Origin of the sequence: Niastella sp. OAS944 (assembly GCA_024809215.1) — a bacterium.
Lineage (GTDB): Bacteria > Bacteroidota > Bacteroidia > Chitinophagales > Chitinophagaceae > Niastella.
On sequence record JANUBW010000010.1, the window covers coordinates 167231 to 192058 of the forward strand.

General features: G+C 43.4%; 20 protein-coding genes. 10 read left to right on the forward strand and 10 right to left on the reverse strand.

Features of this window, described 5'->3' with window-relative positions; genetic code table 11:
* Nucleotides 1-62: 62 nt before the first annotated feature.
* A complete protein-coding gene (locus GGD38_RS30705) occupies nucleotides 63-704 on the forward strand; it encodes a DUF2306 domain-containing protein (RefSeq protein WP_375303422.1) in 642 nt (213 codons plus the stop codon).
* Nucleotides 705-758: 54 nt separating this feature from the next.
* Here GGD38_RS30705 and GGD38_RS30710 read toward each other — a convergent pair whose 3' ends face one another.
* Both GGD38_RS30710 and GGD38_RS30715 read right to left on the reverse strand, forming a co-directional pair.
* The gene (locus tag GGD38_RS30710) at nucleotides 759-1628 is read right to left on the reverse strand and encodes an SDR family oxidoreductase (protein WP_375303421.1); all 870 of its coding nucleotides are present in this window, start codon (nucleotides 1626-1628) and stop codon (nucleotides 759-761) included.
* A 67-nt stretch (nucleotides 1629-1695) separates the two neighbouring features.
* Complete coding sequence (locus tag GGD38_RS30715) at nucleotides 1696-2511, reverse strand: helix-turn-helix domain-containing protein (RefSeq protein WP_375303420.1); 816 nt, start codon at nucleotides 2509-2511, stop codon at nucleotides 1696-1698.
* Between the two features lie 90 nt (nucleotides 2512-2601).
* On the opposite strand from GGD38_RS30715, the gene GGD38_RS30720 reads away from it, so the two are divergent.
* From GGD38_RS30720 to GGD38_RS30735, 4 genes are all read left to right on the forward strand, one after another.
* On the forward strand, nucleotides 2602-3045 hold the full coding sequence (locus tag GGD38_RS30720; RefSeq protein WP_375303419.1) for an energy transducer TonB: 444 nt from the start codon (nucleotides 2602-2604) through the stop codon (nucleotides 3043-3045).
* Nucleotides 3046-3190: 145 nt separating this feature from the next.
* Nucleotides 3191-4870: a sensor histidine kinase gene (locus GGD38_RS30725; protein WP_375303418.1), complete on the forward strand. Its 1680-nt coding sequence runs from the start codon at nucleotides 3191-3193 to the stop codon at nucleotides 4868-4870.
* Between the two features lie 9 nt (nucleotides 4871-4879).
* A complete protein-coding gene (locus tag GGD38_RS30730; protein ID WP_375303417.1) occupies nucleotides 4880-5626 on the forward strand; it encodes a LytR/AlgR family response regulator transcription factor in 747 nt (248 codons plus the stop codon).
* A gap of 190 nt (nucleotides 5627-5816) precedes the next feature.
* The gene (locus tag GGD38_RS30735; RefSeq protein ID WP_375303416.1) at nucleotides 5817-7712 is read left to right on the forward strand and encodes a carbohydrate-binding protein; all 1896 of its coding nucleotides are present in this window, start codon (nucleotides 5817-5819) and stop codon (nucleotides 7710-7712) included.
* A gap of 37 nt (nucleotides 7713-7749) precedes the next feature.
* Here GGD38_RS30735 and GGD38_RS30740 read toward each other — a convergent pair whose 3' ends face one another.
* On the reverse strand, nucleotides 7750-8361 hold the full coding sequence (locus GGD38_RS30740; protein WP_375303415.1) for a hypothetical protein: 612 nt from the start codon (nucleotides 8359-8361) through the stop codon (nucleotides 7750-7752).
* Between the two features lie 193 nt (nucleotides 8362-8554).
* Between GGD38_RS30740 and GGD38_RS30745 the strand changes: the two genes are divergently transcribed.
* Nucleotides 8555-9391 carry a hypothetical protein gene (locus GGD38_RS30745; protein WP_375303414.1) on the forward strand — a complete coding sequence of 279 codons (837 nt, stop codon included), beginning with the start codon at nucleotides 8555-8557 and terminating at the stop codon, nucleotides 9389-9391.
* A 454-nt stretch (nucleotides 9392-9845) separates the two neighbouring features.
* On the opposite strand, the gene GGD38_RS30750 is transcribed toward GGD38_RS30745, so the two are convergent.
* The 6 genes from GGD38_RS30750 to GGD38_RS30775 are packed head-to-tail and all read right to left on the reverse strand — an operon-like array spanning nucleotide 9846 to nucleotide 12589.
* Nucleotides 9846-10145 carry a hypothetical protein gene (locus tag GGD38_RS30750; protein ID WP_375303413.1) on the reverse strand — a complete coding sequence of 100 codons (300 nt, stop codon included), beginning with the start codon at nucleotides 10143-10145 and terminating at the stop codon, nucleotides 9846-9848.
* Nucleotides 10146-10155: 10 nt separating this feature from the next.
* Nucleotides 10156-10965: an ATP-grasp domain-containing protein gene (locus GGD38_RS30755; protein WP_375303412.1), complete on the reverse strand. Its 810-nt coding sequence runs from the start codon at nucleotides 10963-10965 to the stop codon at nucleotides 10156-10158.
* Between the two features lie 21 nt (nucleotides 10966-10986).
* On the reverse strand, nucleotides 10987-11442 hold the full coding sequence (locus GGD38_RS30760; RefSeq protein WP_375303411.1) for a hypothetical protein: 456 nt from the start codon (nucleotides 11440-11442) through the stop codon (nucleotides 10987-10989).
* Nucleotides 11414-11626, reverse strand: a complete 213-nt coding sequence (locus tag GGD38_RS30765; RefSeq protein WP_375303410.1) for a hypothetical protein — start codon at nucleotides 11624-11626, stop codon at nucleotides 11414-11416. Before GGD38_RS30765 ends, GGD38_RS30760 begins: the two co-directional genes overlap by 29 nt.
* A 39-nt stretch (nucleotides 11627-11665) precedes the next feature.
* Complete coding sequence (locus tag GGD38_RS30770) at nucleotides 11666-12244, reverse strand: suppressor of fused domain protein (RefSeq protein ID WP_375303409.1); 579 nt, start codon at nucleotides 12242-12244, stop codon at nucleotides 11666-11668.
* A gap of 18 nt (nucleotides 12245-12262) precedes the next feature.
* Nucleotides 12263-12589: a hypothetical protein gene (locus GGD38_RS30775; RefSeq protein ID WP_375303408.1), complete on the reverse strand. Its 327-nt coding sequence runs from the start codon at nucleotides 12587-12589 to the stop codon at nucleotides 12263-12265.
* A 176-nt stretch (nucleotides 12590-12765) separates the two neighbouring features.
* On the opposite strand from GGD38_RS30775, the gene GGD38_RS30780 reads away from it, so the two are divergent.
* The 3 genes from GGD38_RS30780 to GGD38_RS30790 all read left to right on the forward strand — a co-directional run bounded on the left by GGD38_RS30780 (nucleotide 12766) and on the right by GGD38_RS30790 (nucleotide 23133).
* Nucleotides 12766-18228 (forward strand): Ig-like domain-containing protein, encoded by a 5463-nt coding sequence (locus GGD38_RS30780; RefSeq protein WP_375303407.1) that lies wholly within the window; start codon nucleotides 12766-12768, stop codon nucleotides 18226-18228.
* A 152-nt stretch (nucleotides 18229-18380) separates the two neighbouring features.
* Complete coding sequence (locus tag GGD38_RS30785) at nucleotides 18381-21521, forward strand: SusC/RagA family TonB-linked outer membrane protein (RefSeq protein ID WP_375303406.1); 3141 nt, start codon at nucleotides 18381-18383, stop codon at nucleotides 21519-21521.
* A 22-nt stretch (nucleotides 21522-21543) separates the two neighbouring features.
* A complete protein-coding gene (locus GGD38_RS30790; protein ID WP_375303405.1) occupies nucleotides 21544-23133 on the forward strand; it encodes a RagB/SusD family nutrient uptake outer membrane protein in 1590 nt (529 codons plus the stop codon).
* A gap of 94 nt (nucleotides 23134-23227) precedes the next feature.
* On the opposite strand, the gene GGD38_RS30795 is transcribed toward GGD38_RS30790, so the two are convergent.
* Nucleotides 23228-23638 (reverse strand): cupin domain-containing protein, encoded by a 411-nt coding sequence (locus tag GGD38_RS30795; protein ID WP_375303404.1) that lies wholly within the window; start codon nucleotides 23636-23638, stop codon nucleotides 23228-23230.
* 130 nt (nucleotides 23639-23768) lie between these two features.
* Between GGD38_RS30795 and GGD38_RS30800 the strand changes: the two genes are divergently transcribed.
* Nucleotides 23769-24779 carry a bestrophin family protein gene (locus tag GGD38_RS30800; RefSeq protein WP_375303403.1) on the forward strand — a complete coding sequence of 337 codons (1011 nt, stop codon included), beginning with the start codon at nucleotides 23769-23771 and terminating at the stop codon, nucleotides 24777-24779.
* The last annotated feature ends 49 nt before the right edge of the window (nucleotides 24780-24828 follow it).

Sequence of the window (24828 nt, forward strand, 5' to 3'; positions counted from 1 at the left end):
ATTTTAATAACGGGGCCGGCTTTCGAATTTGCAGTCATTATTTACTATTCAAGTTTTTAATTATGTCTGAACCTCTGCAACCGCCACGTACGCCCTGGTACCGCCTTATCAGTGTTCGTCAACTATTATTCTGGATCTTCATTTTTGCCATAACCCATCATTTTATGCGGGGCGCCGATCATTTTCTGGAGATGACAAAAGAGGCGCTGGGTAAATATTTTAACCTACGTTTTGTATTGATAGCGCATATTACCGCCGGTGGTGGCGCCCTGGTGCTTGGTCCGCTTCAATTCTGGAGCCGGTTCAGGGCCCGTTATATAAAACTGCACCGCTGGGTAGGGGTTATATATTTGCTGGCAATGTTTGTAAGTGCTATTGGCGCACTGATCCTGAGTTTTACCACGGCGTATGAAGTTAACTGGGCCTATGCTTTTTCTTTGCAGGTATGGGTAAGTGTTTGGATCATTACTACCGCTCTTGCTTACTGGGCTGCGTTGAAAAAGAAGTTTGTGTTGCATAAAGAATGGATGATGCGCAGTTATATTGTAACACTGGCATTTATTGTGTCAGGACTGGCGTTGAAGTTCCTGCTGTCTGTTGGTTTTGGATCGTTTGAAGCTATTTCGCCCTCGCTGTTTTGGATGGGCTGGTCGGTACCGCTTTTTATATACCAGGTCGTATTGGGTATGAAGGCGAAAAAATAATTCGTTGCATCGACAGCCCGGTTATATTAAGGCTGTCAATGCGGTGAAGTATGGTTACAGAAAAAACTTTTTATGATCAGTAACAAATTGCGAAAAGTTAATGGCTGGTTTGCCGGTAACAGTTTTTACAGTAGTGTATATTGCTGCCGCTTCTCCCCGGGCATAATGGGCATAATCTTCAATTAAACCGTCTAGTTGCCATTGCGGAAAACCGGCAGCCTGCAATGCTCCTTTCATTTGCTCGGGGCTTACATCAATAAACGTAATTTTTCTGTCCAAAACAGTTGATAATATTTCGGCCAGCTGGTAATGCGTAAGCGTTTCCTCACCCGTAATAGTATACGTTTTGTTTTCATGGCCTGTTTCGGTGAGTGCTATGGCGGCAACTGAAGCAATATCTCTTACATCAACTATGCTGATGCCGGCATTGCCAGCGGCTGCATAAAACTTTCCGTCATTCTTAATATGATCTTTCAATGCAATAAATCCCAGCATATATAAATTAGGGCGTAAAAAAGTATACGTAATACCCAGTTCTTTGATCCTGTTCTCAACTTTGGCATGGTACCGGAGGAAGCGAACGGGGGATTGTTCTTCAGCCGCCAATTGCGACAGTTTTACAATCTGTTTTACACCGGCGCTATATGCGGTATTCACAAAGTTCAACTGCAATTGTTCGGCCTGGGCTGAGGAATCGGTTAACAGGAACGCTTTTTCAATTCCCTGAAAAACAGGGCCCAGGTTTTCGGCATTCGCCAGATCGCCGGTAACGATCTGTGCCATGGGCAGATCTTTTAGCAGCCCATTATTACCTTTATTACGTACCAGTGCGCGGAAAGGAATATGTAAATCGTTCAATTTTATTGCTAATTGTGTGCCTACGGTACCTGTAGCGCCTGTGAGAAGGATTGTTGGTTGTGTCATATATTATTTTTTTGATGACACAAAGATGGTTTACGCCCACTGGTTAAAATTGTAAGAAAACGAAAACTCAGCCTCGGGCATGGCAAATACCCTGTTGAAATTTGAGGTATTTTGATGGCGTTAAATTGATATAATGTTTGAAGTCATGAATAAGCTGGCTTTGGTCGTAATAGCCACATTCGCTGATGATCTCGAACCAGTCTGGTTTAGCTGTGTTTGTTGCCATAGCCTGTATTAGTCGAATTGCTTTTAAAAACCGTTGGTAACGGCCAAGCTCCTTTGCAGAATAGCCCAGGTGTTTTTTGTGATGTAGCTGAATGGCCCGCTCGCTTAGATCATTGCTTTCGGAAATTGCTTTAACGGGGCTTTGGCTGTTATCATCAAAGCCGGCGATTTGTGCGCTTATAGGATCGCGATGTTGCAAATAGGGTTTGCAAAAATCGAGTATGTATTGCACCCTGGTGTTTGTATCGTTCATTCTGCTCAATTCCTGCCATAGTACGGTAAAACAGTTTTCGTTCATTAATTCATCGGGGTGTACAGGGAAATGTTCAGCAATGGCAGCGGTCCCAAAAAAGCGAAAAAATGCATCATCTTTAAAATTGGCAACCAGTATGTTTGCTTTAGGCGGCAGGGTATAATGGAACGCTTGTTTAATGGGCCCAACAACCAGGCATTTTTCTATTGCTATCTCATCCTGTTGTTTGGTAATAAAAACGGCCGGGGCGCCAAAATTAAAGACCATCAGCGTTTGGTAAGATGGTAACAGCGTTTGGCTGATGGGACTATCGGACCTGTTTTCGGCAAAGTAAAAATGGGAGAATACCTCTTCGAACAAAGGAGGTACTATAATACGGCCGCTATAAAAGGTTTCATTGGTCATTATACAGGTGACAATATTTAACCAGGCAATTTACCTGTTCTTATGGAAAAATCGAAAGTTGGGATCTAACAAAGAATAGTTGCCAAACTTATGAAACAATACCTGTTAATTCTATCCCTGTTATTCATTTGCATATTATTCCTGAACAAAAGCGCCGCTGCGCAGGATTCGGCTGCAACAAAAGCGAAAATAGATACCGTAAAAGATGACTGGGAAAAGGGTTTTATACGTCAACGTTTCGAAGGTTTCTTTAAGGGCGGCGATTCTGCCTGGCAAAAGTATATTGATGAGAATTTGGTTTATCCCCAGGACGCTAAAAGTAAAAAGATCGAGGGAGTAGTAACAGTAGAGTTTATAGTTGGTGTTGATGGAACTATTACCGAAGCCAAAGCCCTTAATGGCCCTGAAGAGTTACGCCAAAGCGCCGTTGATGTGGTAATGAGATCGCCCAAATGGTGGCCTCGTATACAAAGTGGGCGCCAGGTTAAAACATTAAAGAAGTGCGATATCGTATTTAAATTGGATAAGGAATAATCTCCTGCCGGTTGCTTTTTCTTACATTAGCAATCATGATACCCACCCTGCCCAATACTGCCAAATTCATAGTTAAACCAGCCATATTCATACTTTCCGGAAAACGATTGTCCGGTATAAATGAGATTTGTTCAAAACTGCTACCATGAAAAAATTGATCTCATTGTTGATAGGTTGGTTTGTTTTCATGCATACCTGTGTGGCCCAAACTACACCAGTACAGGATGATGTATATATCGATACCGTTGCCCGGTACAACCCTTCAGAACATAAGGAAATAAGTCTGGATCTGCTGGTTGGCGAAAACCAGCGGTTCCTGAAAAGGGGCAGCCGGGATTTTGTTGAAACACCACCCCCGGTTATTTCCATCGAAGAAAAAACAAAAGGAGATAAGTATGCAAGGGTATATGTGAATACTGACTATATCAGTATCATTTGTCATGGTATTAATGCCGGCAATTACAAAGATTACTCTGCATATAAACAATATTTGCCCAACAATAGCGACGTTAAGGTTGATTCATTTGTATATCCCTTAACGTTTCAGTTGTCAAAGATAAATCCAACAACGCTGTTGGAAGATCAGCTGAATGATGAAAAAGCCAGGTTCTTCATAAAGTCTATCTGGTATTGTATTAAAGATAAAAGCGGGCGAATAGTTGCAAGCTTAACTATTAAATTCGTATTCCCCAAGCCTCAATTGTATCAGATCTATATAAATAAGGACCTGATAAAAATGATGAAAGACCGCCCGGCTGAAATAATTTATGGCGCAGGGGTTTTCCACGACCGCAATAACAGAGAGCTTGCAAAGGCAAATTTAGCACCTGTACTTGCAAATGACACTTCTGATGTGCCATCGCACCTGGTGCTGAAGTCTGACATTCGTACGCTTTTATTTATGTTTAAGGAGCTTAATTACAAAACGGTTAACTATTTGGAATATCGATTAGGGAACGAGGAATGGAAGACTACCGCAAATAAAGCATATCCCCATGTAATTCTGGAAAACCTGCCGGCCGGAAAACATACATTACAGGTACGCTATCCAATGCAGCCCGCCGTTTTTGAATATGAATTTGAAATAAGACCCGCGTTTACTGAAACAACAGCTTTCAAAGTAATTACTGGAGTGTTACTAACCGGGCTACTGGGCACATTATTGTTCCTGGTCCAATCTTCGCGCCAGAAAAGAAAACTAAAAGAGGAGGTTGATAAACGTACCCAGCTGCAATATCAGATCTCTTATTTGCAAAACCAGCTGCAACCTCATTTTATCTTTAATGCGCTTAATTCAATTCAGGGACTTATTAATAAAAGGAATATTGTAGAAGCGAATATTTATATCTCCAAATTCGGGGCCTTGTTGCATGAGGTGATTGGAAAGAACGATAAGACATTGCAGCCGCTTGAAACGGAGATAAAACAGGTGGAATATTATTTACAATTGGAGCAGTTGAGGTTTAAGTTTAAATACGTATTAGCTGTTGCCGGTAATGTAAATACAACGGAGATCAGTATTCCAACCATGCTGCTGCAGCCCTTTGTTGAGAATGCCATAAAACATGGTATTGTGGAGAAGAAAGAGGCCGGTGAAATTGAAGTTGCCATAAGCAGGAGCAATAACGATCTGCATATTGAAATAAAAGACAACGGCAAAGGCTATGATGTAAATGCAATAAAAACAGGGCGGGGAAATGCCATGGTGGAGGAAAGGATCCTGGCTTTGAACAAGCTTTTAAAGGACCAAAGCATTACACTAACTACTCGCTCAAAAGTTCAGGCAGGTACCAGCGTTTCTATTAACTTTATTAACTGGCTTTAATATTTGCAAATGAAAGTGGTGATCATTGATGACGAGGATAACAATATCGACAACCTGCAGCAACTGCTACAGGAATATTGTAGCGAAGTAAAGGTAGTGGGCACTGCAACCAGCGCCGATGCCGGGGCGGCGCTTATTAACCAAATGCAACCGGACCTTGTTTTTCTTGATATTGAAATGCCCGGCAAAAACGGGTTCGATCTGTTGAAATCTTTGCCAGCCCCGAATTTTGAACTTGTTTTTGTTACGGCTTATCATCAATATGGCATCCAGGCGGTAAAGTTTGCTGCGATCGATTACCTGTTAAAGCCTATTAATATAGCAGAACTACAAGAGGCAGTTGCCAAAGCCATACAAAAGCGGGTTGAGAAGAATCGCAACCTGCAGTTGGAAAACCTCATACAGATCCTGCACCAGCAACATACAAAAAGTGAGCATCGCATTGCATTGCCTACCGCCAAAGAAACAAGGTTTGCGAAAACAGAGGAGATCATACGTTGCGAATCATCTAATATTTATACAACGTTCTATCTTGTTTCGGGGGAGAAGATAATGGTATCGAAACCTATTTATGAATACGAAGAATTGCTGGCCGATTACCAGTTTATCCGCTGCCATCAATCGCACATTGTAAATAAGAAATTTATAAAAAGCTGGGTAAAAGAAGATGGTGGTTACCTGTTGTTATACGATCAAACACGGGTGCCGGTGTCGCGGCAAAAAAGAGATAGTATAAGAGAATTGTTTATAAAGTAAAAGAGTGCCGCGTTTAAAATGCGGCACTCTTGTTATTAAAGTATATAATATATAATTAGAACGCATTTAACCGGTGTTATGTATACGAAGTTAACCATTCGATAATTTGTTAACAATATGCCAAAGCGGTATTCTTTTAACTATTTTAGGTGCGCTAACTTTTATCTGAAAACACCAAAAACATGCCCTCATGAAAACGAACATCGTTCGTCAACAGCTATTGCTATGCTGTTACTTTCTCATTTTACTCTTTTCAACAACTTTTAATGCAATGGCCCAAACGCCCAGGTTCAAGGTGATAGCCTTTTACAACGGTACCTGGGATGCTGCGCATATAAGTTTTGTAAAAGAAGCTAACCAATGGTTTCCTGGTATTGCGGCCCAGTATGGTTTTTCATACGAATCCACAACTAACTGGAACAACCTCAACGCAAGCTTCCTGTCTAATTACCAGGTAGTGCTTTTCCTCGACGATGCGCCTACAGGCGCTGCCCAGCGGGCCGCTTTTCAACAGTATGTTGAAAATGGGGGCGCCTGGATGGGTTTTCACGTTTCTGCATTCACAACAAACGCAAGTGGCTGGAGCTGGTACCACAACACCTTCCTGGGCTCAGGAAATTTCAGAACAAACACCTGGGGACCAACCACTGCTGTTTTAAAATGTGAAGACCGCACACATCCAAGCACCACACGCCTGCCCGAAACATTTACTTCTGCTGTAAGTGAATGGTACGGCTGGACAAACGACCTGCGCAATAACAGCAATATCCGTATCCTTTGCTCAGTTGATCCCGTTAGCTTTCCCTTAGGCACCGACCCTAATCAAAGCTGGTATAGCGGCTATTATCCCATTGTTTGGACGAACAGGAATTACAAAATGTTATATGCCAACTTCGGGCATAACGACATGAACTATTCGAATAACACGCCCAAGTCTTCGACCTTTGGCAGTGAAATTCAAAACCGGTTTATCATCGATGGTCTTTTATGGCTCGGTGGCCAGGGCACCGGTCCGGCTCCGGCTATACCAATTCCGGGAACTGTGCAGGCCGAAAGCTACACAGCTATGAATGGCATTCAAACACAAGCAACAACCGATGCGGGTGGTGGCTCGAATGTTGGCTATATAGATGCGGGTGACTGGCTCGATTATAAAGTGAACGTTCAAACAGCCGGTACTTATAATATACAATATCGTGTAGCAAGCCTGAATGGTGGTGGAAGCATTCAGTTAAAGTCTGATACAACTGTGTTGGCCACTACGGCAGTGCCATCAACCGGCGCATGGCAAACCTGGGTAACTGTAAATGCTACAGCTAATCTGACAGCAGGAGAACAAACATTGCGTATAGCTGTCCCGGTGGGTGGTTATAATCTCAACTGGATCGGGTTTAGCTCAGCTTCAAACCCCGCACCTATTGGCCAGGTAATTACGTTGAAAGGCAATAACGGATCTTTTGTAAGCTCAGAGAACGGCACCAAGGCAATGACCTGTACCAGAACGGCACCACAGGGTTGGGAGCAGTTCACTGTACTAGATGCAGGTGGCGGTAAGGTAGCCCTTCGCAGCATGGGTAAATATGTATCTTCTGAAAATGGTACCCAGGCTATTACCTGTAGCCGTACGGCTATACAGGGTTGGGAAGTGTTTGACTGGATCACAAATGCCGATGGCACTATTTCTTTGCGTGGCAATAATGGATTGTATGTAAGTTCTGAGAACGGTGAAGAGCCAATGACCTGTAACCGCGCTACATCAGGTGGTTGGGAGCGCTTTTACTATGCAACTGTAACCGGCGCCAGAATAAGTACACAACAATCAATAGCGCTCGCAACGCCGGCGACAAAAGCGACGGCTTATCCAAATCCGTTTGTTGCACAACTGTTTTATACATTGCCCGAAAAATACAGTTCACATACTGTAAAAGTGTATGATCTGTCGGGCCGCGTACTATTGCAACGTTCGGTAAAAGGCAATCAGGCAACCTATTCACTTGATGGCAGCAAGCTGCCTAAAGGAATATATGTGCTCGATATTTCAAGTGGCGATTATCACCAGCGGGTGAAAGTGCAAAAAGCAAAATAAGGATTCACTATAGGCAGAAACAATGGGCTGGCCGGCATTAGCTGGCCGGCCCACTTATTTCAGGTGTATATTTCGCCTGAATGTCTGCAATTATAAATTCGAATGTTTTTGAATAATATACATTTTTGAGGTAGTAGGGCAGATAAATAATAATTTTCTTTCCTTTTAGCGCCTGTATACGTCTGCGCTCCGATGGTATGCCATAGTCTCTATCGGGAAAAGTGTTCAATGTTGCTTTTTGTATTGAAGAGGTAGAGTCCCACATGCCGGCTTTGTCTGAGGTTCGAATGATGTCTTTTATTTTTGATCTTGGTGCTACCATAATGCTCGGTTCTTTACCGGGAAATCCTACAAAATATGCATTAGAGGGGATCACTCTCTGTGTTTCTCCATCAATAGAAACGCTAAGATCTTTCCAGTTCACCTTTATAGCCTCATCCAGTTTGTTATACAACTCAAAGTCGATATAATCGTAATTGAATGCAAACGAAATGGAGATCGTATCGTTCTCAAACTGTAAGTTTTGTGATGGAGTAGGCCGTTCAAGCCTTATATCATAAGTGTATAGTTGTGCAGTCGTACACGAAAAAAGTGTTACGACGCAAAGCAGTAGGAGGAATGAAAAATTTGTGTGTCGAAGTATTTTCATGACGATAAGATTTTGTATCAAATATAGATGGGGTAAAGTATTCTGATTATCACTGTGCAATAACTTAACTTTTTGTTCTGTTTAAGTTTTGTTAGTGAAGAAGATAGTAGGCTTTTTTGTAATCTGTTGCCGTGTCGGTTTTATACAATTTTAAAAATTGACCCCACAATAGTTTTGATAAAAATTTAAAACTATGGTCAACACAACAACAACAAACAAGCAAATTCTTGTAATAGGCGCCAGCGGTAAAACAGGCCGTCGCGTTTTACAAAGACTCAACGATCGTAAGGTGCCGGCACTTGGCGTATCTTTTTCCTCTATACCTTCATTCGACTGGAACAAAAAGGCTACCTGGGAAGCAGTACTGAATAATATTTCTTCAGTATACATTTCATACTATCCCGATCTGTGTATTCCCGGCGCCGTTGATGCTATAGCGCAATTTTCAAATCTGGCTGTAAAGAAAGGGGTGCAAAAACTGGTCTTGTTATCGGGCAGGGGAGAAGCAGAAGCTCAACATTGTGAAGAGGTAGTGATGGATGCCGGGGCTAACTGGACAATTGTTAGGGCAAGCTGGTTTTGTCAGAACTTCAGCGAAGGAAATTTTCTGGAACCAATATTGGCCGGGCATGTAGCATTACCGGCAGGTAATGTGGGCGAACCTTTTGTAGATGCCGATGATATTGCGGACGTGGCCGTAGCGGCATTAACGGAAGAAGGACATAATAAAAAAATATATGAGGTTACTGGTCCACGTTTGCTAACTTTTGAAAATGCCGTTTCCGAAATTGCCAAAGCCACTGGCCGGGATATTAAGTATGAGCAGATACCTATGAAGGCTTATGCCGATCTTCTTGTAGAATATCAACTACCCAAAGACCTTATATGGTTGGTGACTTATTTATTTACAGAAGTGCTGGATGGGCGAAATGAATCGATAGCCGATGGGGTTCAACAGGCATTGGGAAGAAAGGCAACTGATTTCAGTGAGTATGTAAAGAAAACAGCGGCTACGGGTGTGTGGGGATAAAAAAACAAAACCCCGCCATACAGCGGGGTTTTAATGACTTTTACAGGCGAACCCTTACACGGTTTTTAAGAGGAATAGGATCAAGGACGGACGTTTAAGAGTTTCGTGAAAAGTTGGTTGGACTTTTCTTTCATAGGTTTTGGATCTCGGTTGACCATAGGATTTCATTTTTCAAGGACAATTGGATCTGGTTTCTCAGGATGATCAGGATTTTAAAACGGACTTCATAAGGACTAAACGGTGCTCGTATCGTAACAATTACTTATTAGCTTTTTACTGCTCGTCAGTAATTTATGTGCTTAATTGATATTGCAAATATACGCACATTCTTTATATAGTTGCATACGATTATATGTGAATCGTACATTAATTTTTATTCACACGTGTGAATAAGCCCACGTAAGGATACGGTAAGGTGATGTTGTATATACTTGATGTTTATGCGGTAATTAAGTTAAATAGCAAGAAATGCTTTTATAACGGAGATGATTTCTTGCTCCGTAACATTTCTACCTTCTTTAATTACGTTTATATTATCGGGTTGTTCTTCGTGTAATATTTCAAGATCATAATCATAGCCGTCTATTCTGCCATCACTAAAGTTTGAACTATCAATATATACCATCCTGATCCCTTTTTTAATACCTATAGAGCATAAAAGGGCATCCCAGTGGTCAATGATCTCCGCCTTGTCAAAGTCGGTTTGATGTTTTAGCTTCTCAATAAGGTCAAGTATGGTTTTGTGTTTTGTCATTATACCTGACTTAAACAATTTTTGAAAAATACCCAGTAACACTATTTACAATCGCTCCAATATCAGCATGATAAAATCCTGCGCTGTTCAGGCAGCCACATTCTACTATATAATAATTCTCGCCTGTTTCGCAAATGTCCATCACAAACACATCATGGGGTGTGTATTCCAGGCATCGCTGTTCGGCAAATTGTATCACTTCCTGCGGGCAACCCCTTTCTTTTTTAAGTTTAAAATCTTCGCGGTATTTGGAGGCAGTTACCACTTTATTGTTAACAATCCAAAGCCGCCATTCATAGCGCAGGTGGTATGGTTCAGATACAACGATCTTACTATCCAGTGAAAGGCTTGTATTGTCGAACATCTTAAGTCGGTCGTACCAACTTTTGATTTCACTAAATTTCTTTACCTCTCCCGAAAAAGATTTGCTGTCATCATCGGGCCTTATAAAGAGCGGCTTGTCGGCATCATAACCCTTTGATATCAATTCGCGGAACGAGGTTACCAGTGCGCCATGGTTCAACATATGGCTGCCCCATTTGGCAAAATAGTTCTCAATGGAGAATGACTGCTGGTTGAAAAAGAAACCTTTGTTCAGGCTGCTATCTTTATACACCAGTTGTCCCATAGTGGTAGAACCATAGAATATGCTTTGCCGGCTTTTGTCAAAATCGGGCAACTGATCGGTGAAAGGAATGATATCAATTTCCATATAAGGAACACCGATCTTTTCGCAACCCCGTACCAATTCCTTTAAATCATCTGTATTGGTAAGGTTGCGTTGAATAACCCATTGTATGTTGTCGTAGTTTGTGCTCATGAAGGTGAGTTGTTGCTTATACTACCATTCGATTTCAGTGTTGTCATCATAAGGACTTTCGAGTCTTTTAAAATCTCTGATTCGTTGTATGACGCCGGTTTGGGCATTAAGATTATGAATGCCTGGGTTATCGCTCCAGGGATCGTCTAATATTTCTACCTCGAAATTTCCAATCTGTCTGGCTGTAAATGGAAAATTTAGTTGCCGCGCAGCGGATGATTGACCTTCATTCAAATTGAATATGTGCGAGGGTGTCCATAAATAAGCAGGATGCGCTAAGACCAATGCCCAATTTTCATTTTTGTCAATTAATCCAAAAGATGGATCTCCATAACAGTCACCAAGGTAAATACTATGTCCAGTCATTTTTTTATATAAATAACAATACTCAAACTCATGACCCAGGACATAGTTTTTACTTTCAGCCAGTAGACGGAAATCTTTAGACTTATACACCTTCCGAATTTTGTTTTTCATATCTCGACATATAAGCCAATGTTAAAAGCCCGCCACTCGCAATTACAGCGCCTCCTACAAAAGGAAAACCGGCACCAACAACGTCAACAAGATTTGCGGAGAATAAAAACGGAAGGCAGAAGCACATACCAAATGTGCCTAAAGTAATACCTAGATAAGCGCCGAGTTTTGCTGTTTTTTTCATTTGAAAGGTTTTATGTTTAATAGGGTAAATGCTCTATTACTAAACCGTTATCCGCTTTCGCGTAACACTGTAAATATCAAAATCAGGGTGATGCCAGAACTTTTCAAGACCCAATTGCTGAAAGGTTTCCAGCTCATCGGAATACATGGGGTACAGGCCGGCAATATTTATTTTATAGTCGAGCCCGATATCGATATTCAAATAATCCTCTTTTCTTAAAATAGCCGGCGCAAAAATAAAGAAGGCATCCATCTCACTGTCTTCACTTATTTGTCCGAACTCAAGTACCCGGCCATAGCTGAAATCAAATTCACCACGAAGGTTGTTGGCTAAGTAGCCCATGGCCGCCGGCCAGTCGAGTGATGACGATTCGGTAGTGATACACAATTCCGGCCTGCCAAATTTCCATTCAGGATGTTTTACCAGCGACAATCCATACGTTATGCCGGTAATGTAGCCAGGCTCGGGTATGTCTTTATATACTATTATAGTTACCCCCGGCAGTCCCTCTATCAGGCTTTCTTCTTTATAAAATTGAGGCTCGGCCTGAAAGATGGCATCCAGGTGGCTCAGGTATTTTTCAACGGGCATAGTGCCGTTGTTATTTAGTTCTGCCATATGGTTTATTTATAATGGTTATTGATCGTTTTCTGTATAAACAACCAATACTTCTATTTCTATTCCGGTATATGCTTTGAGTTTTACTTCAACTTCTTCTACTATCTTCCTGGCTTTTTCAAACCTCATCGTACGGTTAAAGCTCATTCTAATACCTCTTGGTTCGCGCGAATAACTGAACTCATCTTTGCCTACCTGGTACCAGATACGGTCTTTTTTTGACTCCTTTTTCCATGATGTGTAATCAGGTGTCATAAGGGTATCGAAATCCTCTGGTTTTATTTCAATATTACCCGGTGTTATTAAAAACTCAAAGTCTTTTCCCGTTAATTCTGTCCTGTACATTGATTTTGAGTTGGTTTTTAATGCAAACGATTGCGCAAATTTTTTAATGTATCCTATTAAGATATTTAAAAATATTTGAATAAAAACTCACAGTTCTTAGGCAAAATAATATTAAGATTCTGTTGAAGGTGAAAATAAATTTGATGACTAACATTTTCCCACCATAACCTTCAACGATGAAAAACGATTGCTACTGCTTATTGACGATTGCCTGCCTCCTCATGTGTGGCATGGTAAAAGGCCAGGCTTATACCTGGAATCAGGTGCGAATAGGAGGATCAGGTGCCATACCTACCTTCGTCGCTCACCCGAAAGTTCCCGATCTGTATTTTGTCACCACCGACGTGGGCACACCTTACCGGTGGAACAAAAATCTGCAGAAATGGGAACATATGATGCTTTTTGAAAAAATTCCTGTCAACTATTGGCGATGGGAATACAACCAACGCTGCGGTAGCATTGCCGTTGACCCCAACGATGCCACCGGTAATATTCTGTATGCTATTGTAGAAAACAGTGAAGGGCCTTTGCCCGGCCAGGGAAATAAAAATGTTGGTACCATTTTAAAAAGTACCAACAGGGGCGATACCTGGACCGATCTACATGTGCCCATAGCTTCTCATCCCAATGAAGTAAAAAGTTATGACAACCGCCTGGTTGTTGATCCCAGCAACAGCAATGTTGTTTATGCAGTGTCTGATGCAACCGGCGCCTGGAAAAGTGCTAATGCCGGCGCCAGCTGGACCAGCATTAGCACCATCAATAACCCTACCAGCAATATAGGTTTTATTATTCTTGACACCAGTGCAGGTACAATAACGGTGAATGGTAAAACGGTTACAAAACGTATTTACCTGGGCCGCCCGAACGGGGTTGAAGTATCGGATAATGGCGGGCAATCATGGGAGTTAATGGCCAACAGTCCAACCAGACCTGTACGTGCCACCATTCATGGCAATGGCACTATGTATGTTACTTCCAATCACTTTATGGTTAAGAAAGGTATTTTCAAATATGCCAATGGAAGCTGGCAGGATATTTCGCCTATTTATATAAATCCCAATGATACCATAGACAAAAGAAGCTTTGCAAAAGTAGCTGTTAATCCGGCCAACTCGGAAAACATCATCGTAGGTACATTTGCCGGTTGGCAAACAGATACTTACTGGATCTCGCAGGAGGGCGGTGCACCCGGTAAATACACCAAAGCGAAGATCAGCCGCGACAATACTGAAGCGCCGCATTCGTTCAATGATGGTTTATCGTATAATGCACCCGGTCATGCTCCTTTTGGATACACCTGGGACCCCTTTTACCCGCAGCGAATATGGCTCACCGACTTGCTTGATGTTGTATCAACCGATAATATTTTTGCTGAGACACAAGACTGGAAGGTGAGGGTTGTGGGATTGGAAGAAATTATGGTAACGGGTCCCATGGTTTGCCCGCCAAGTGGAAAAAATGTATTGCTTACTGTTACTGCCGATGTAGCCGGCGCTCATCACCGTTCACTTACAGAACCATTGGCGGAGGGTGCAGTTACTAAAACCGCCCTAAATGTAAATACATGGCAGGGATTGAATTCACAGGGAGTTGCTTTTCAATATACCAATCCCGAATTTGTGATACGTGTTGGCAGCAATGGCTGGGGATTGTATGATAGTATTACAGACTCCCGGTCCGGATATTCTACCGACGGCGGCGATCACTATACGCGGTTCCCTAAATCACCGGGCTTACGGGGGCGGGTGGCCGTATCGGCCAACTCGCAACGCATTGTGTGGTTAACACAATGGGATCCAACCAACCCCAATGGTGTAGGCAGCGTGTACTGGTCGAATGATTTGGGCAGCAGCTGGACAAGATCACTCAATGCGCCTACAGGTATTTTGCCAAAAGGTAGCCAATGGACGGCAACACATGGGCAGAACCACCTGGTTGCCGATAAAGTGAATGGAAATTATTTCTACATCTGGGACCGCGGTAGTTTTTATGTAAGCAGCGATGGCGGCGTGTCGTTTCAAAAAACAACTGCTACAGGGTTAAGTGCTAATAATGGTTCCAATCCTAACGGAACCGGTTATGCCACATTTACAAACGTAGAAGTAACGCCGGGCAAAACCGGTGATGTGTGGATCTGTCATCATACTGAATCGTCGGCTGCTGCAAGCGGGTTATTTCATACTACCGATACCGGAAAAACATTTACCCGCGTGGGCGGTACCACCTTCGCACCCAAATGGATAGCCGTTGCCATGAGCGATACCACGCCCAATGCACACCTGGTATTGTATACCACAAGCGCTGTATACCCCATCAATGATATTTACTTTGGCGCTTTCAGGTCCGACGATACCGGCCGTACCTGGAATACCATTCTCGACCGCATGCCGGGTACAGCACCAAATATTACAGCAGATAATCGTGGCCGTATGATCATCAGCTGTTCGGGTAATGGTATATTCTTTGGAGCACCGGTGAGGGGTCCGGTACAGGCTGTAGAAATAGTAAACCCTAAATCCGATACGTTGATAGTGGGATATTCCATCAGGCTCAATGCAAAACTAACACCTGCATATCCCAACAATCCAGCGGTTACCTGGAGCACCTCAGATACCACAAAAGCAAAAGTAGATCAATATGGAAATGTAACGGGTATTAATTCCGGCCCGGTTACCATTACTGTAACAACGGTCGATGGCGGCAAAACCGACAATCATAATTTGTTGATCATTCCGCCTACCATCTCAACAGGCATTGCTGTTGATAGTGTGGTATATGGTACGGTACAAACGCCAAAACAAATTGAAGCCTCGCTAATACCAGCCAATACTACCAATAAAATATTGAACTGGTCGGTGGCCGATACTGCCATTGCTAAAGTAAGCAGCAATGGTATTGTGAGCGGATTGAAACTGGGCACAACCACACTTACCATAACGGCTGCTGATGGCGGCTCAACCAAAACAGTTCAGTTAAAAGTAACCAACATCATTACGGCGTATAATGCCGGCACCGAAAACCATCCTTCGCTTCCCCCTACGCCTTATGCGAATGTTACGTTTGGGCAGTTTTTGCCGGAAGGTGTTGGCGGAACCGATAAACGCTGGCATGGTGGGTATGTATCAACCAATAATGTTACGGCAACTGTTGATGTAAGCGGAATAACCGAGCCGGCGCCGCCGCAGGTATATCAGTATGTACGTATTTCCAAAGTGAACGTAACGCCGCTGCGTTATTATTTCCGTAATCTTATTGTTGGCGCTACTTACAGTATACGGTTACATTTCTTTGAGCACGACAATGCGCAAAAAACAAACCGCGTCTTTTCGGTAAAAGCCACTAATGGCGATAGTTTGATCGAATTCAATCCTTACGCGGCCGCAGGTAATAAACTGAATACAGTTGTTACCCGTACATTAAGTGTAAAGGCCGATAACAATGGTGTGGCTACCGTAACTTTTTATCCAAAGATGGCAACAAACGATCCGCACAGTGCAACCGTTGCTGCTGTAGAACTGCGGGTTATTCCATTGCAGGGTATTGCCATTCAGTCAAACAGCGATACCATTTCGGTAAACCATACCGATACGTTACAACTGGTTACCAACCCTGTAAACGCTAGTAACAGAAGCGTGGTATACAAAACTTCCAATGAATCTGTTGCTACGGTAAACCTGAACGGCGTGGTAACTGGTAAGGCGGCCGGCACCGTAACCATAACGGCAACTTCAGTGGAAGGTAATTACGCTTCTACCAAAAACTACACAGTAGTATATACACCGGTAACTTCAGTTACATTGAATACAACAAACGCCAACATCTTTGTTGGCGACACTATTCCATTAACCGCTACCGTGCTTCCGGCAAAGGCCAGTAACAAAACCATTGTATGGACTTCCGCTGACACTACCATTGCCAAGGTAAGTGCCACGGGTTTTGTAAACGGGGTAAAAGAAGGTGACGTTGTCATCAAAGCTACTTCGGCCGATAATGCTACAAAATTTGCGCAGGCTTCTGTTCATGTGGCCAATGTACTTGCTACCTCAGTTACACTTACGCCATCGCCTGCCATAGTTGGCGAAAGGGATACGGTAACGCTAAAAGCGACATTTACGCCGGCCAACACTTCTATTAAAACACTTACCTGGAGCAGCTCCGATACTACGGTAGCCAAAATAAATAACACGGGTAAAATAACAGCTATTAAGCAGGGCACAACCACCATCACTGCTATTACCCAGGATACCTCGGGCGTTTCAACAACATTGCCTGTTACCATTGTCCCTTTTGATTCATGTGGTGGTATTAAGAACAATGGCTTTGAAAGCGGTATGGTGAATTGGGTATCTTATTGGAAAAATACACCCACACCCGGTGCCGTATATACCATGAATGGCAAGGGACATACCGGTGATAAAGCAGTGACTATGGGTTTTACGGAAGATAAAACCGGACTAAACATAGAAGGCTCAGTACCTGTACCCGGCGGTGGCGTTATCGTATTTACAAAATGGGTGAAAGTTGAACAGGGCGCTACGGGTTATCCATGGTGGGCCGGCTATGGCGTTAAGTTTGTAGATGCTTTGGGGGCCCCAACGGGTAATGCAGATTATCAAAAGAACCTTACCGGTGTGCCTGCCTATATGGGCCAATGGGCGCAGATTCGCGATACAGTGACCCTGCCCGATAGCGCACGTGGCCTTACTTTTTGGGCAGCCAAAGAAGGACCCGGCACTGTATGGTTCGATGATTTTTGCATAGAGGTTATAACAACCAATCGCTCGGTTATATATGCGGTAAATGCAGGCACCCAGCAAAACAATACCGGTTTACCGCAAACGCCTTACTATAATACAACCTTTGCTCAATACCTGCCCGAAGGCCCCGGCCAAACCTATGCACGCTGGCATGGAGGTTATACCTGGATCCAGAACATTACCTCGCCGGTTGATGTAACGGGTGTTGAAGACCCGGCGCCGCCCCAGGTGTACGAATACATGCGCATTTCAAAAGTGAACATGACACCTATGCGTTATTATGTGCGCGATCTTACACCCAATACGTATTATAACATCCGGTTGCATTTTGTAGAGCCCGATAATGTTCAAAAGAACAACCGCATCTTCTCGGTAAAAGCTACCAACGGTATCGATAGCCTTACCGATTTCAATCCTTACGCGGCTGCCGGCAACAAATTGAATACCGCCGTTATTCGTACGCTCACTGCCAGGGCCGATGCCAATGGGCTTATTGTTGTATGGTTTTATCCAAAGACGGGCATGTACGACCCATATAGCGCATCGCTGGCGGCACTGGAAGTACGCACCCTTGCACAACAACCTTCCATGGCCCGTATAGGCCAAACAGCGAACAACAATACTATTAGCCGCGTGCTGTCGTTGGCGGCCGATGTTTTCCCTAATCCTGCAGAAGGTGGCTTTAATATAAAAATAACATCGCCTTCGGCTGAAAAAGTGTTGCTTACGGTTGTTGATAATTATGGCCGGTTGATCTATTCAAAACAGGTGAATGCCAACCAAACTTATCTGCTTGGAGAAAAATTGAAAGCGGGTATTTATCATGTTAAGGTGAAACAGGGCGCTCAAAATAAAACTATCAAGATTGTGAAAAAGTAATGGGGTATAGTCAAAATAAAGTTTCCCCGCTCGTGGGGAAGCTTTATTCTTTTCAAAAAAAATAATACAACTAATTGCGCATAATCAAGCTATACTGTTAAATTCAACGACTGCTTTCAAAACTTCTATTCTCTAACATTTAAATGCTGCTTATGAAAAGATCCAATTTACTGCATTGGATATTGACTCTGCTAATATTATCATGTTCCCAGAGTTTACTTGCACAAACCAAAACTATTTCCGGCAAGGTAACCGGTCCCGAGGGTGATGCGCTGAAGAATGCCAGTGTGATGATCAAAGGGCAAAACAAAGGCACTACAACCGATGAAGGGGGGAAGTATTCCATTGAAGCAGGTAATGGACAGGTGCTGGTATTTTCTTACACCGGATATGCTATCCGCGAAATGACCGTAAGTACAAAGTCTGTGCTCGATGTACAGCTTTTACAAATGGCTACCGATTTAAACGATGTGGTGGTTATCGGTTATGGCACCGCGAAAAGAAAAGAGGTATCAGGTGCCGTGGTTTCTGTAAACCCAAAAACAGCCGGGGCCAATACGGCCATCAATGTGGCATCGCTTATTATTGGTAAAGCGCCCGGTGTACAGGTATTGCAGGGGAATGGTTCGCCGGGGTCTACACCCCAGATCATCATTCGGGGTACCGGTTCATTTACCAGGGTTGATCCACTGTATGTTATTGATGGGATACAGTCTACCAAAGACATGTTTGGCGCCATACCGCCACAGGATATTGAAGACATCACTATTTTAAAAGATGCCGGTAGTACGGCCATCTATGGCAGTAATGGCGCAAACGGCGTAGTTGTCGTTACCACAAAAAAAGGAAAGAGCGGAGTGCCAAGGGCAACGGTGAATGCGCAATACGGCACGGCTAATGTTTGGAAAACCATCGATATGATGAATGCCTCCCAGTATTACGACCTAATGGTTGACTGGACGAAAGTGGACAAGAGCGGCGTATTGCCAACAAGGTTCAGGAACAACGGCGCCGATACACTTAAAACAGATAATACAAATTGGAGTGATATGATCTTTCACTCTGCCAACACCTACGACATCAATGCCTCGGTGAGCGGTGGTTCCGAAAAATCGACCTGGTATTTTTATAGTGGTTATGTTGACCAGGAAGCCATCACAGGTACAACCCGTTTAAAACGCTGGACTAACCGCATTGCGCTTACCCAAACGTTAGGCCGTTTTTCTTTTGGCCAAAGCCTTTTGTTACGAAACGACTGGGGCTCGGGTGGCACTGTTGCTTTGAGAGATTATTTATACATGCCCAATTATCAGAAGGTTTATGATCCCAATACAATTGGCGGTTATTCTATATTGACAAACGCCGGCGATTATAGCGGTGTTGGCAATCCCATAGCTGCATTGGAAACCCGGCCGGCACGTTCAAAAGCCTTTATTATGCTGCCTCAGTTGTATGCCGAAGTAAAATTGATACCAGGGTTGAAATTCCGCTCACAATTCAATGCGCAGGTAGGTAATAATAAAAGTGAATATTATCAAAAAGGTTACCGGTCGGGAAATAATATCGATATCAACCGCGAAGGCGGCGCATCGGTGAGTGAAGGTTCAAAGTATACAATAGAAAATTATTTCAGTTATAATAAATCATTTAATAATATACATAACCTGGCAGTTACGGCAGGTAATACGTACATCAATGAGGGCCGCGGTACTTCTGAAGTGGTAAAGGGCTCAGGTTATTTGCACGATAGTATCCAGAATGTATATGTAGCGCCAAACAAAACAATCGATGCTTCAACCTACCCCGTTGGTTCTGCCCTGATCTCGTATTTTGGCCGGGTAAGTTATAACTTCAACGATCGTTATTTTTTTACTGCCAGTTTTCGACGCGATGGCGCTTCCAACCTCGACCCCACGCGTAACTGGGCCACTTTTCCTGCCGCGCAATTCTCCTGGCGTTTTTCACAGGAGCGTTTCCTTCAAAAATTCAACGCCCTTTCTGATGGCCGGGTAAGGGCAAGCTGGGGCCGCACCGGTAATAATTCTATCTCGCAAAATGCATCCATTATTGCCGTATGGAATGGCGCCAACCCAACCGGCAGCCTCAGTTATCCGTTTGGGTTAACCGAAGATCATGCAAACGGGCCGGCTGCTACCATTCGCAGTTCCGTGGCTCCGCTGGTTTGGGAAACAACCGATCAAACCAATATTGGTCTCGATCTCGGTTTTCTTAACAACAAACTCACTATGAGTTTTGACTGGTATAAAAAGAACAGTAAAAAATTATTGACCACCGTGTTGTTCCCCAATAGTGGCTGGACGGGCAATCGTGAACAGGCAAGCATGGTATACAACGCTGGTGACGTGCTTAATACCGGTATTGAAGGTATAGTAAGTTATCATGGCAATGCCGGAAAACTCGGTTACAATATCAGTGTAAATGGTAGCTATAATAAAAATAAGGTAGAGAAGATCAGGGTTGCAGATGACTTGGCCGACCAGGTGATTGCCGCCGGTTTATACTGGCCTACCGAATATGCGCCATTGAAGAATACTACTTTATCGAGGGTAGGAGAGCCTATCGCTTCTTTTTATGGCTTTGAGGTAGACGGCATCATTTCCTCAAAAGCAGAGCTGACCGCATTAAATGCAAAAGCACCCGGTGGTATTTATTACGATGCCAATACAAAACCTGGTGATTTTAAATTCAGAGATGTGAACGGCGATGGAAAGATCTCCGATTCAGACAGGGTGATGCTTGGTAATCCCATTCCCAAATTCATGTATGGCTTTAACCTGGCTTTGAATTACGGTGGCTTTGATTTGAATATGGTATGGAGTGGTGTTAGTGGTGTAAAACTTTTCCGCTCAGGCAAAATATTTCTTTCCGCATTGCAGTCTTCAATGCATAATGCTTCCACAGATCTGCTAAACAGATGGGTAAATGATGGTGATGTAACTAACAATCCCCGGCCGGGTCAAAATGCCGGTCTTAATCTGGTGCCTTCGGCATGGTTTGTTGAGAATGGTGATTATTTGCGCCTGAGGAATGTAACCGTCGGTTATACGCTGCCTGTAGAAAGAACGAAAAGCTTTTTCAGAAATACGCTCCAAAGCCTGCGTGTATTTGCAGCCGCGCAAAATTTGCTAACCATTACGAAATATAATGGATACGATCCTGAGGTAACCAATCCCGATGGTAATGCGGCCGATATTCTCAATAGAGGTATAGATGCGGGGGTAAGCATGCCGCAGCCACGCACCTTTATATTTGGTTTACAGGTAGGTCTTTAATTACAACCTTAAAAAATGAATAATGAAGAATACATATAAATTATTGCTCAGCATTACCGCTTTCACTTTTTTCTCATGCAGTAAGAAAAAACTGGAAGTAGAAAATGTTAGTCTGTATAATTATACCGAATACTTTACTACAGCCTCGTCAATACAGCAGGCCACCAATGCGGTATATGTTGTGTTGAACAATACAGGATTATGGCCGCGTGAATATTATTACGACTTCGACTTGTTGGGTTTTGATGTAAAGCCTGGCCCCAGTTTGTTGGGTACTTACCTGCAGTTAGCCAACTGGGGCCATAACTCAACGCATACGGAACTTAGTGATCTGTGGACTGGTTTATACAGAATGGTAGCCCGCGCCAGCCTGGTTGAAGACAGGGCGCCGGTTGTTATAGCTTCATTGACCGATGCAAATGCCATTGCTACACTTAAAAGAAATGTTGCGGAAGCAAAATTCCTGCGTGCGTATGCCCGCTATCATATTGCCATGCTTTGGGGAAATGCACCACTGCGGCCCAACCTCGAAAGTTATAATAATAAGTTCCCTGAGCGTGCGCCTGTTGCTGAATTATGGGCTGCAGCTGAAAAAGACCTCAATGATGCCATCGCCGTTTTGCCGGTAACGTATACTGATAAAGACCTGGGTCGTGCAACAAAGGGTGCGGCCATTGCATTGTTGGGACGGGTTTACCTGTATCAGAAAAAATGGACTGAAGCGCAAAATGCATTGGAGCAATTAACCAAAGCGCCTTATACCTATGATCTGCTGCCAATGGCTGAATGGGATTTTCTTTTTGACGATGTGGCGGCGCATTCAGGTAATAAAGAAACCGTGTTTCAGGTAATGAACAAAACATGGGTGCCTAATGATGCGGCACAAGGGAATGGATGGTCGCAGGTATTTGGCGGTGCTGAATCGGCCGGTAAAGTAAGTATGAGCATCAGGGCCGAAGAATACGATTTCCTTGGTTGGAACAACACTATTATGACCACAGCTGCAGCCAATGCATTCAAATATCCCTGGCCCGGTATGGATACTTTATATAAAGACCCCAGGGGGAAAGTTACTTTTTATGGCGATGCAGCAAGTGCCGGTGCAATTAGATACGCCGAGAAAACGGCTACGCCCAAAGATTTTCCATTTGCAACAAAGGGATATCAGTTAAGAAAGTACGGATTGAATTTCGCGTACCCCGGGGCGGTGCCATATATCACGGGTGTAAACGGACAGGTTATTCGATATGCTGATGTGTTGTTGATGCTGGCCGAAGCATATATACAACAAGGTAATACAGGTTCTGCACCACTCGATTTGATCAACAAAGTAAGAGGCCGGGCCAATGCAGTGTTGTATACCTCATTAGGTGATCAGCAGGCTGCCATGGCCATTATTGAACTGGAACGGCAGTTGGAATTTACGGGTGAGCAGTTGCGGTATTTTGATTTAATAAGATGGGGAAAATATGTACAGGCGATCAACGCTGAAAGAAAAGCAGAAGGCTTGTCGGAAGTGGTGCAGCCAAAACATGTATTACTACCCATTCCGTCTGCAGAAAAGGATTATAATCCAAATGTAAAGGCAAGCGTAAAAGATGACTGGAACTAATAAACAATTAATAATGTAACCTAAGAGTCTCTCATACAGCAAACAGGAAGGAGGAAAAGCAGACGTGCTTATTACTTCTTCCTATATTTTTTATTTACTTTTTAGGAACTACAAGCGGTTTTCCTTTTTCAACAATATAAGTGGCAAGTTCTGCCGCATTGGTATTGCCGATGTTCTTTGCCGAATGGACTTTACCTGCAGGAACAAACAACACATCACCCGCTTTCAGCGTTTTTGGCGCTTCTCCTTCTATTTCATATACAAATGTACCTTCAAGCACATAGATGATCTCTTCACCGGGGTGGGAGTGATTAGGCGCCAGTACACCCGGGGCAATGTCAACCCGTACCTGTATCATTTCTTTACCAGGCGTGCTCAGATCGTGGCGTTGAAGATCGGTGCGTTGTATGCCCGGCGCCTGTGCACATACTTCTTCTGGAGTAAAGAAAGTAGCCAGTCCAAAAACCAGCATAACGCTCATTATAAAGTTTGTTTTCGTTTTCATGATTTAAATATTTATGTTGTAAAAGTATTAGCATTAACCCCGGTGGCCATAAATGAAACAGGGGAGTAGGCAAACTGGCTGGTGAATTGGACATATGGCGCCGTGGGATCAAATTTTAAAGCGATAAAATATGCATGCAGGTAAATCGTACAAGCTTTCTGAATTCCTTAACTGGACACGCAGGAATATACTTTGGCTTATTGTGGTGGGCACCATTCCAACCCTATTGTACCAGGTATTGGGGTTGAAGTGGATCTCTATTCCCTGGCCCGTTGTTGCCTTATTAGGAACAGCTACCGCATTTATTGTTGGTTTTAAAAATGTACAAACCTATAACCGTACCTGGGAAGCCCGAACGGTATGGGGCGCTGCTATGAGCGCAAGCCGCGCATGGGCCATTATGTGTCGCGATTTTATTGAAGACGCCGATAAGGCAAAGGAAATGATCTATCGCCATTTTGCCTGGCTTACCGCCATGCGATATCAACTCAGGGCTGAAAAGGTTTGGGAAACTACCAGTAGTAAATTGCACAACAAAGAATATCAAAAGTATTACTCCATACCTGAAAAGGAGGTGCCATTGGAGGATGAATTATTAAAATACATTACAAGGGAAGAACTGGAAAACATTCTGCCAAAGAACAATAAGGCGGTGCAGTTATTGAACCTGCAAAGTATTGCGCTGAAAAAACTATATAAAGAGGGTGTGTTGGAAAACTTCAGGTATCTCGAAATGCATAGCGCGCTTGTTGAATTTACCAGTCACCAGGGCAAGAGTGAGCGCATTAAGAATTTTCCTTACCCCAGGCAATACGCTACCATAAATTTGCTTTTTGTAAAGTTGTTTTGCATTCTGTTGCCCTTTGCTATGTTAGGTGAATTTGATAAACTCAATGCGGGCGCCACAGGTATTTTACAAGGCAATATGGTATGGCTGGTAATTCCGTTCAGTGTTTTAATTTCCTGGATCTACACTTCACTGGAACAGGTGGGCGAAAGCACGGAGAACCCGTTTGAAGGCAGCCCGAACGATGTGCCCATTTCACAAATGAGCAGGGTAGCGGAGATAGACATAAGAGAAATGCTTGGCGAAACAGAATTGCCTGCCAACATACAACCCCGGCATAATATTGTTTTATAAGCTGGTAACGGCATGCAACAGGATGGTTGTGAAAGGTGCCCCTGTTATA

Bases quoted from the DNA above. Each gene is read 5' to 3' on its own strand.
- GGD38_RS30760 (WP_375303411.1), bottom strand. From the start codon at position 11,442: ATGAAAAACAAAATTCGGAAGGTGTATAAGTCTAAAGATTTCCGTCTA.
- GGD38_RS30705 (WP_375303422.1), top strand. From the start codon at position 63: ATGTCTGAACCTCTGCAACCGCCACGTACGCCCTGGTACCGCCTTATC.
- GGD38_RS30765 (WP_375303410.1), bottom strand. From the start codon at position 11,626: ATGAAAAAAACAGCAAAACTCGGCGCTTATCTAGGTATTACTTTAGGC.
- GGD38_RS30770 (WP_375303409.1), bottom strand. From the start codon at position 12,244: ATGGCAGAACTAAATAACAACGGCACTATGCCCGTTGAAAAATACCTG.
- GGD38_RS30755 (WP_375303412.1), bottom strand. From the start codon at position 10,965: ATGAGCACAAACTACGACAACATACAATGGGTTATTCAACGCAACCTT.
- GGD38_RS30735 (WP_375303416.1), top strand. From the start codon at position 5,817: ATGAAAACGAACATCGTTCGTCAACAGCTATTGCTATGCTGTTACTTT.
- GGD38_RS30780 (WP_375303407.1), top strand. From the start codon at position 12,766: ATGAAAAACGATTGCTACTGCTTATTGACGATTGCCTGCCTCCTCATG.
- GGD38_RS30715 (WP_375303420.1), bottom strand. From the start codon at position 2,511: ATGACCAATGAAACCTTTTATAGCGGCCGTATTATAGTACCTCCTTTG.
- GGD38_RS30790 (WP_375303405.1), top strand. From the start codon at position 21,544: ATGAAGAATACATATAAATTATTGCTCAGCATTACCGCTTTCACTTTT.
- GGD38_RS30775 (WP_375303408.1), bottom strand. From the start codon at position 12,589: ATGTACAGGACAGAATTAACGGGAAAAGACTTTGAGTTTTTAATAACA.
- GGD38_RS30750 (WP_375303413.1), bottom strand. From the start codon at position 10,145: ATGACAAAACACAAAACCATACTTGACCTTATTGAGAAGCTAAAACAT.
- GGD38_RS30725 (WP_375303418.1), top strand. From the start codon at position 3,191: ATGAAAAAATTGATCTCATTGTTGATAGGTTGGTTTGTTTTCATGCAT.
- GGD38_RS30740 (WP_375303415.1), bottom strand. From the start codon at position 8,361: ATGAAAATACTTCGACACACAAATTTTTCATTCCTCCTACTGCTTTGC.
- GGD38_RS30730 (WP_375303417.1), top strand. From the start codon at position 4,880: ATGAAAGTGGTGATCATTGATGACGAGGATAACAATATCGACAACCTG.
- GGD38_RS30745 (WP_375303414.1), top strand. From the start codon at position 8,555: ATGGTCAACACAACAACAACAAACAAGCAAATTCTTGTAATAGGCGCC.
- GGD38_RS30785 (WP_375303406.1), top strand. From the start codon at position 18,381: ATGAAAAGATCCAATTTACTGCATTGGATATTGACTCTGCTAATATTA.
- GGD38_RS30710 (WP_375303421.1), bottom strand. From the start codon at position 1,628: ATGACACAACCAACAATCCTTCTCACAGGCGCTACAGGTACCGTAGGC.
- GGD38_RS30720 (WP_375303419.1), top strand. From the start codon at position 2,602: ATGAAACAATACCTGTTAATTCTATCCCTGTTATTCATTTGCATATTA.
- GGD38_RS30800 (WP_375303403.1), top strand. From the start codon at position 23,769: ATGCATGCAGGTAAATCGTACAAGCTTTCTGAATTCCTTAACTGGACA.
- GGD38_RS30795 (WP_375303404.1), bottom strand. From the start codon at position 23,638: ATGAAAACGAAAACAAACTTTATAATGAGCGTTATGCTGGTTTTTGGA.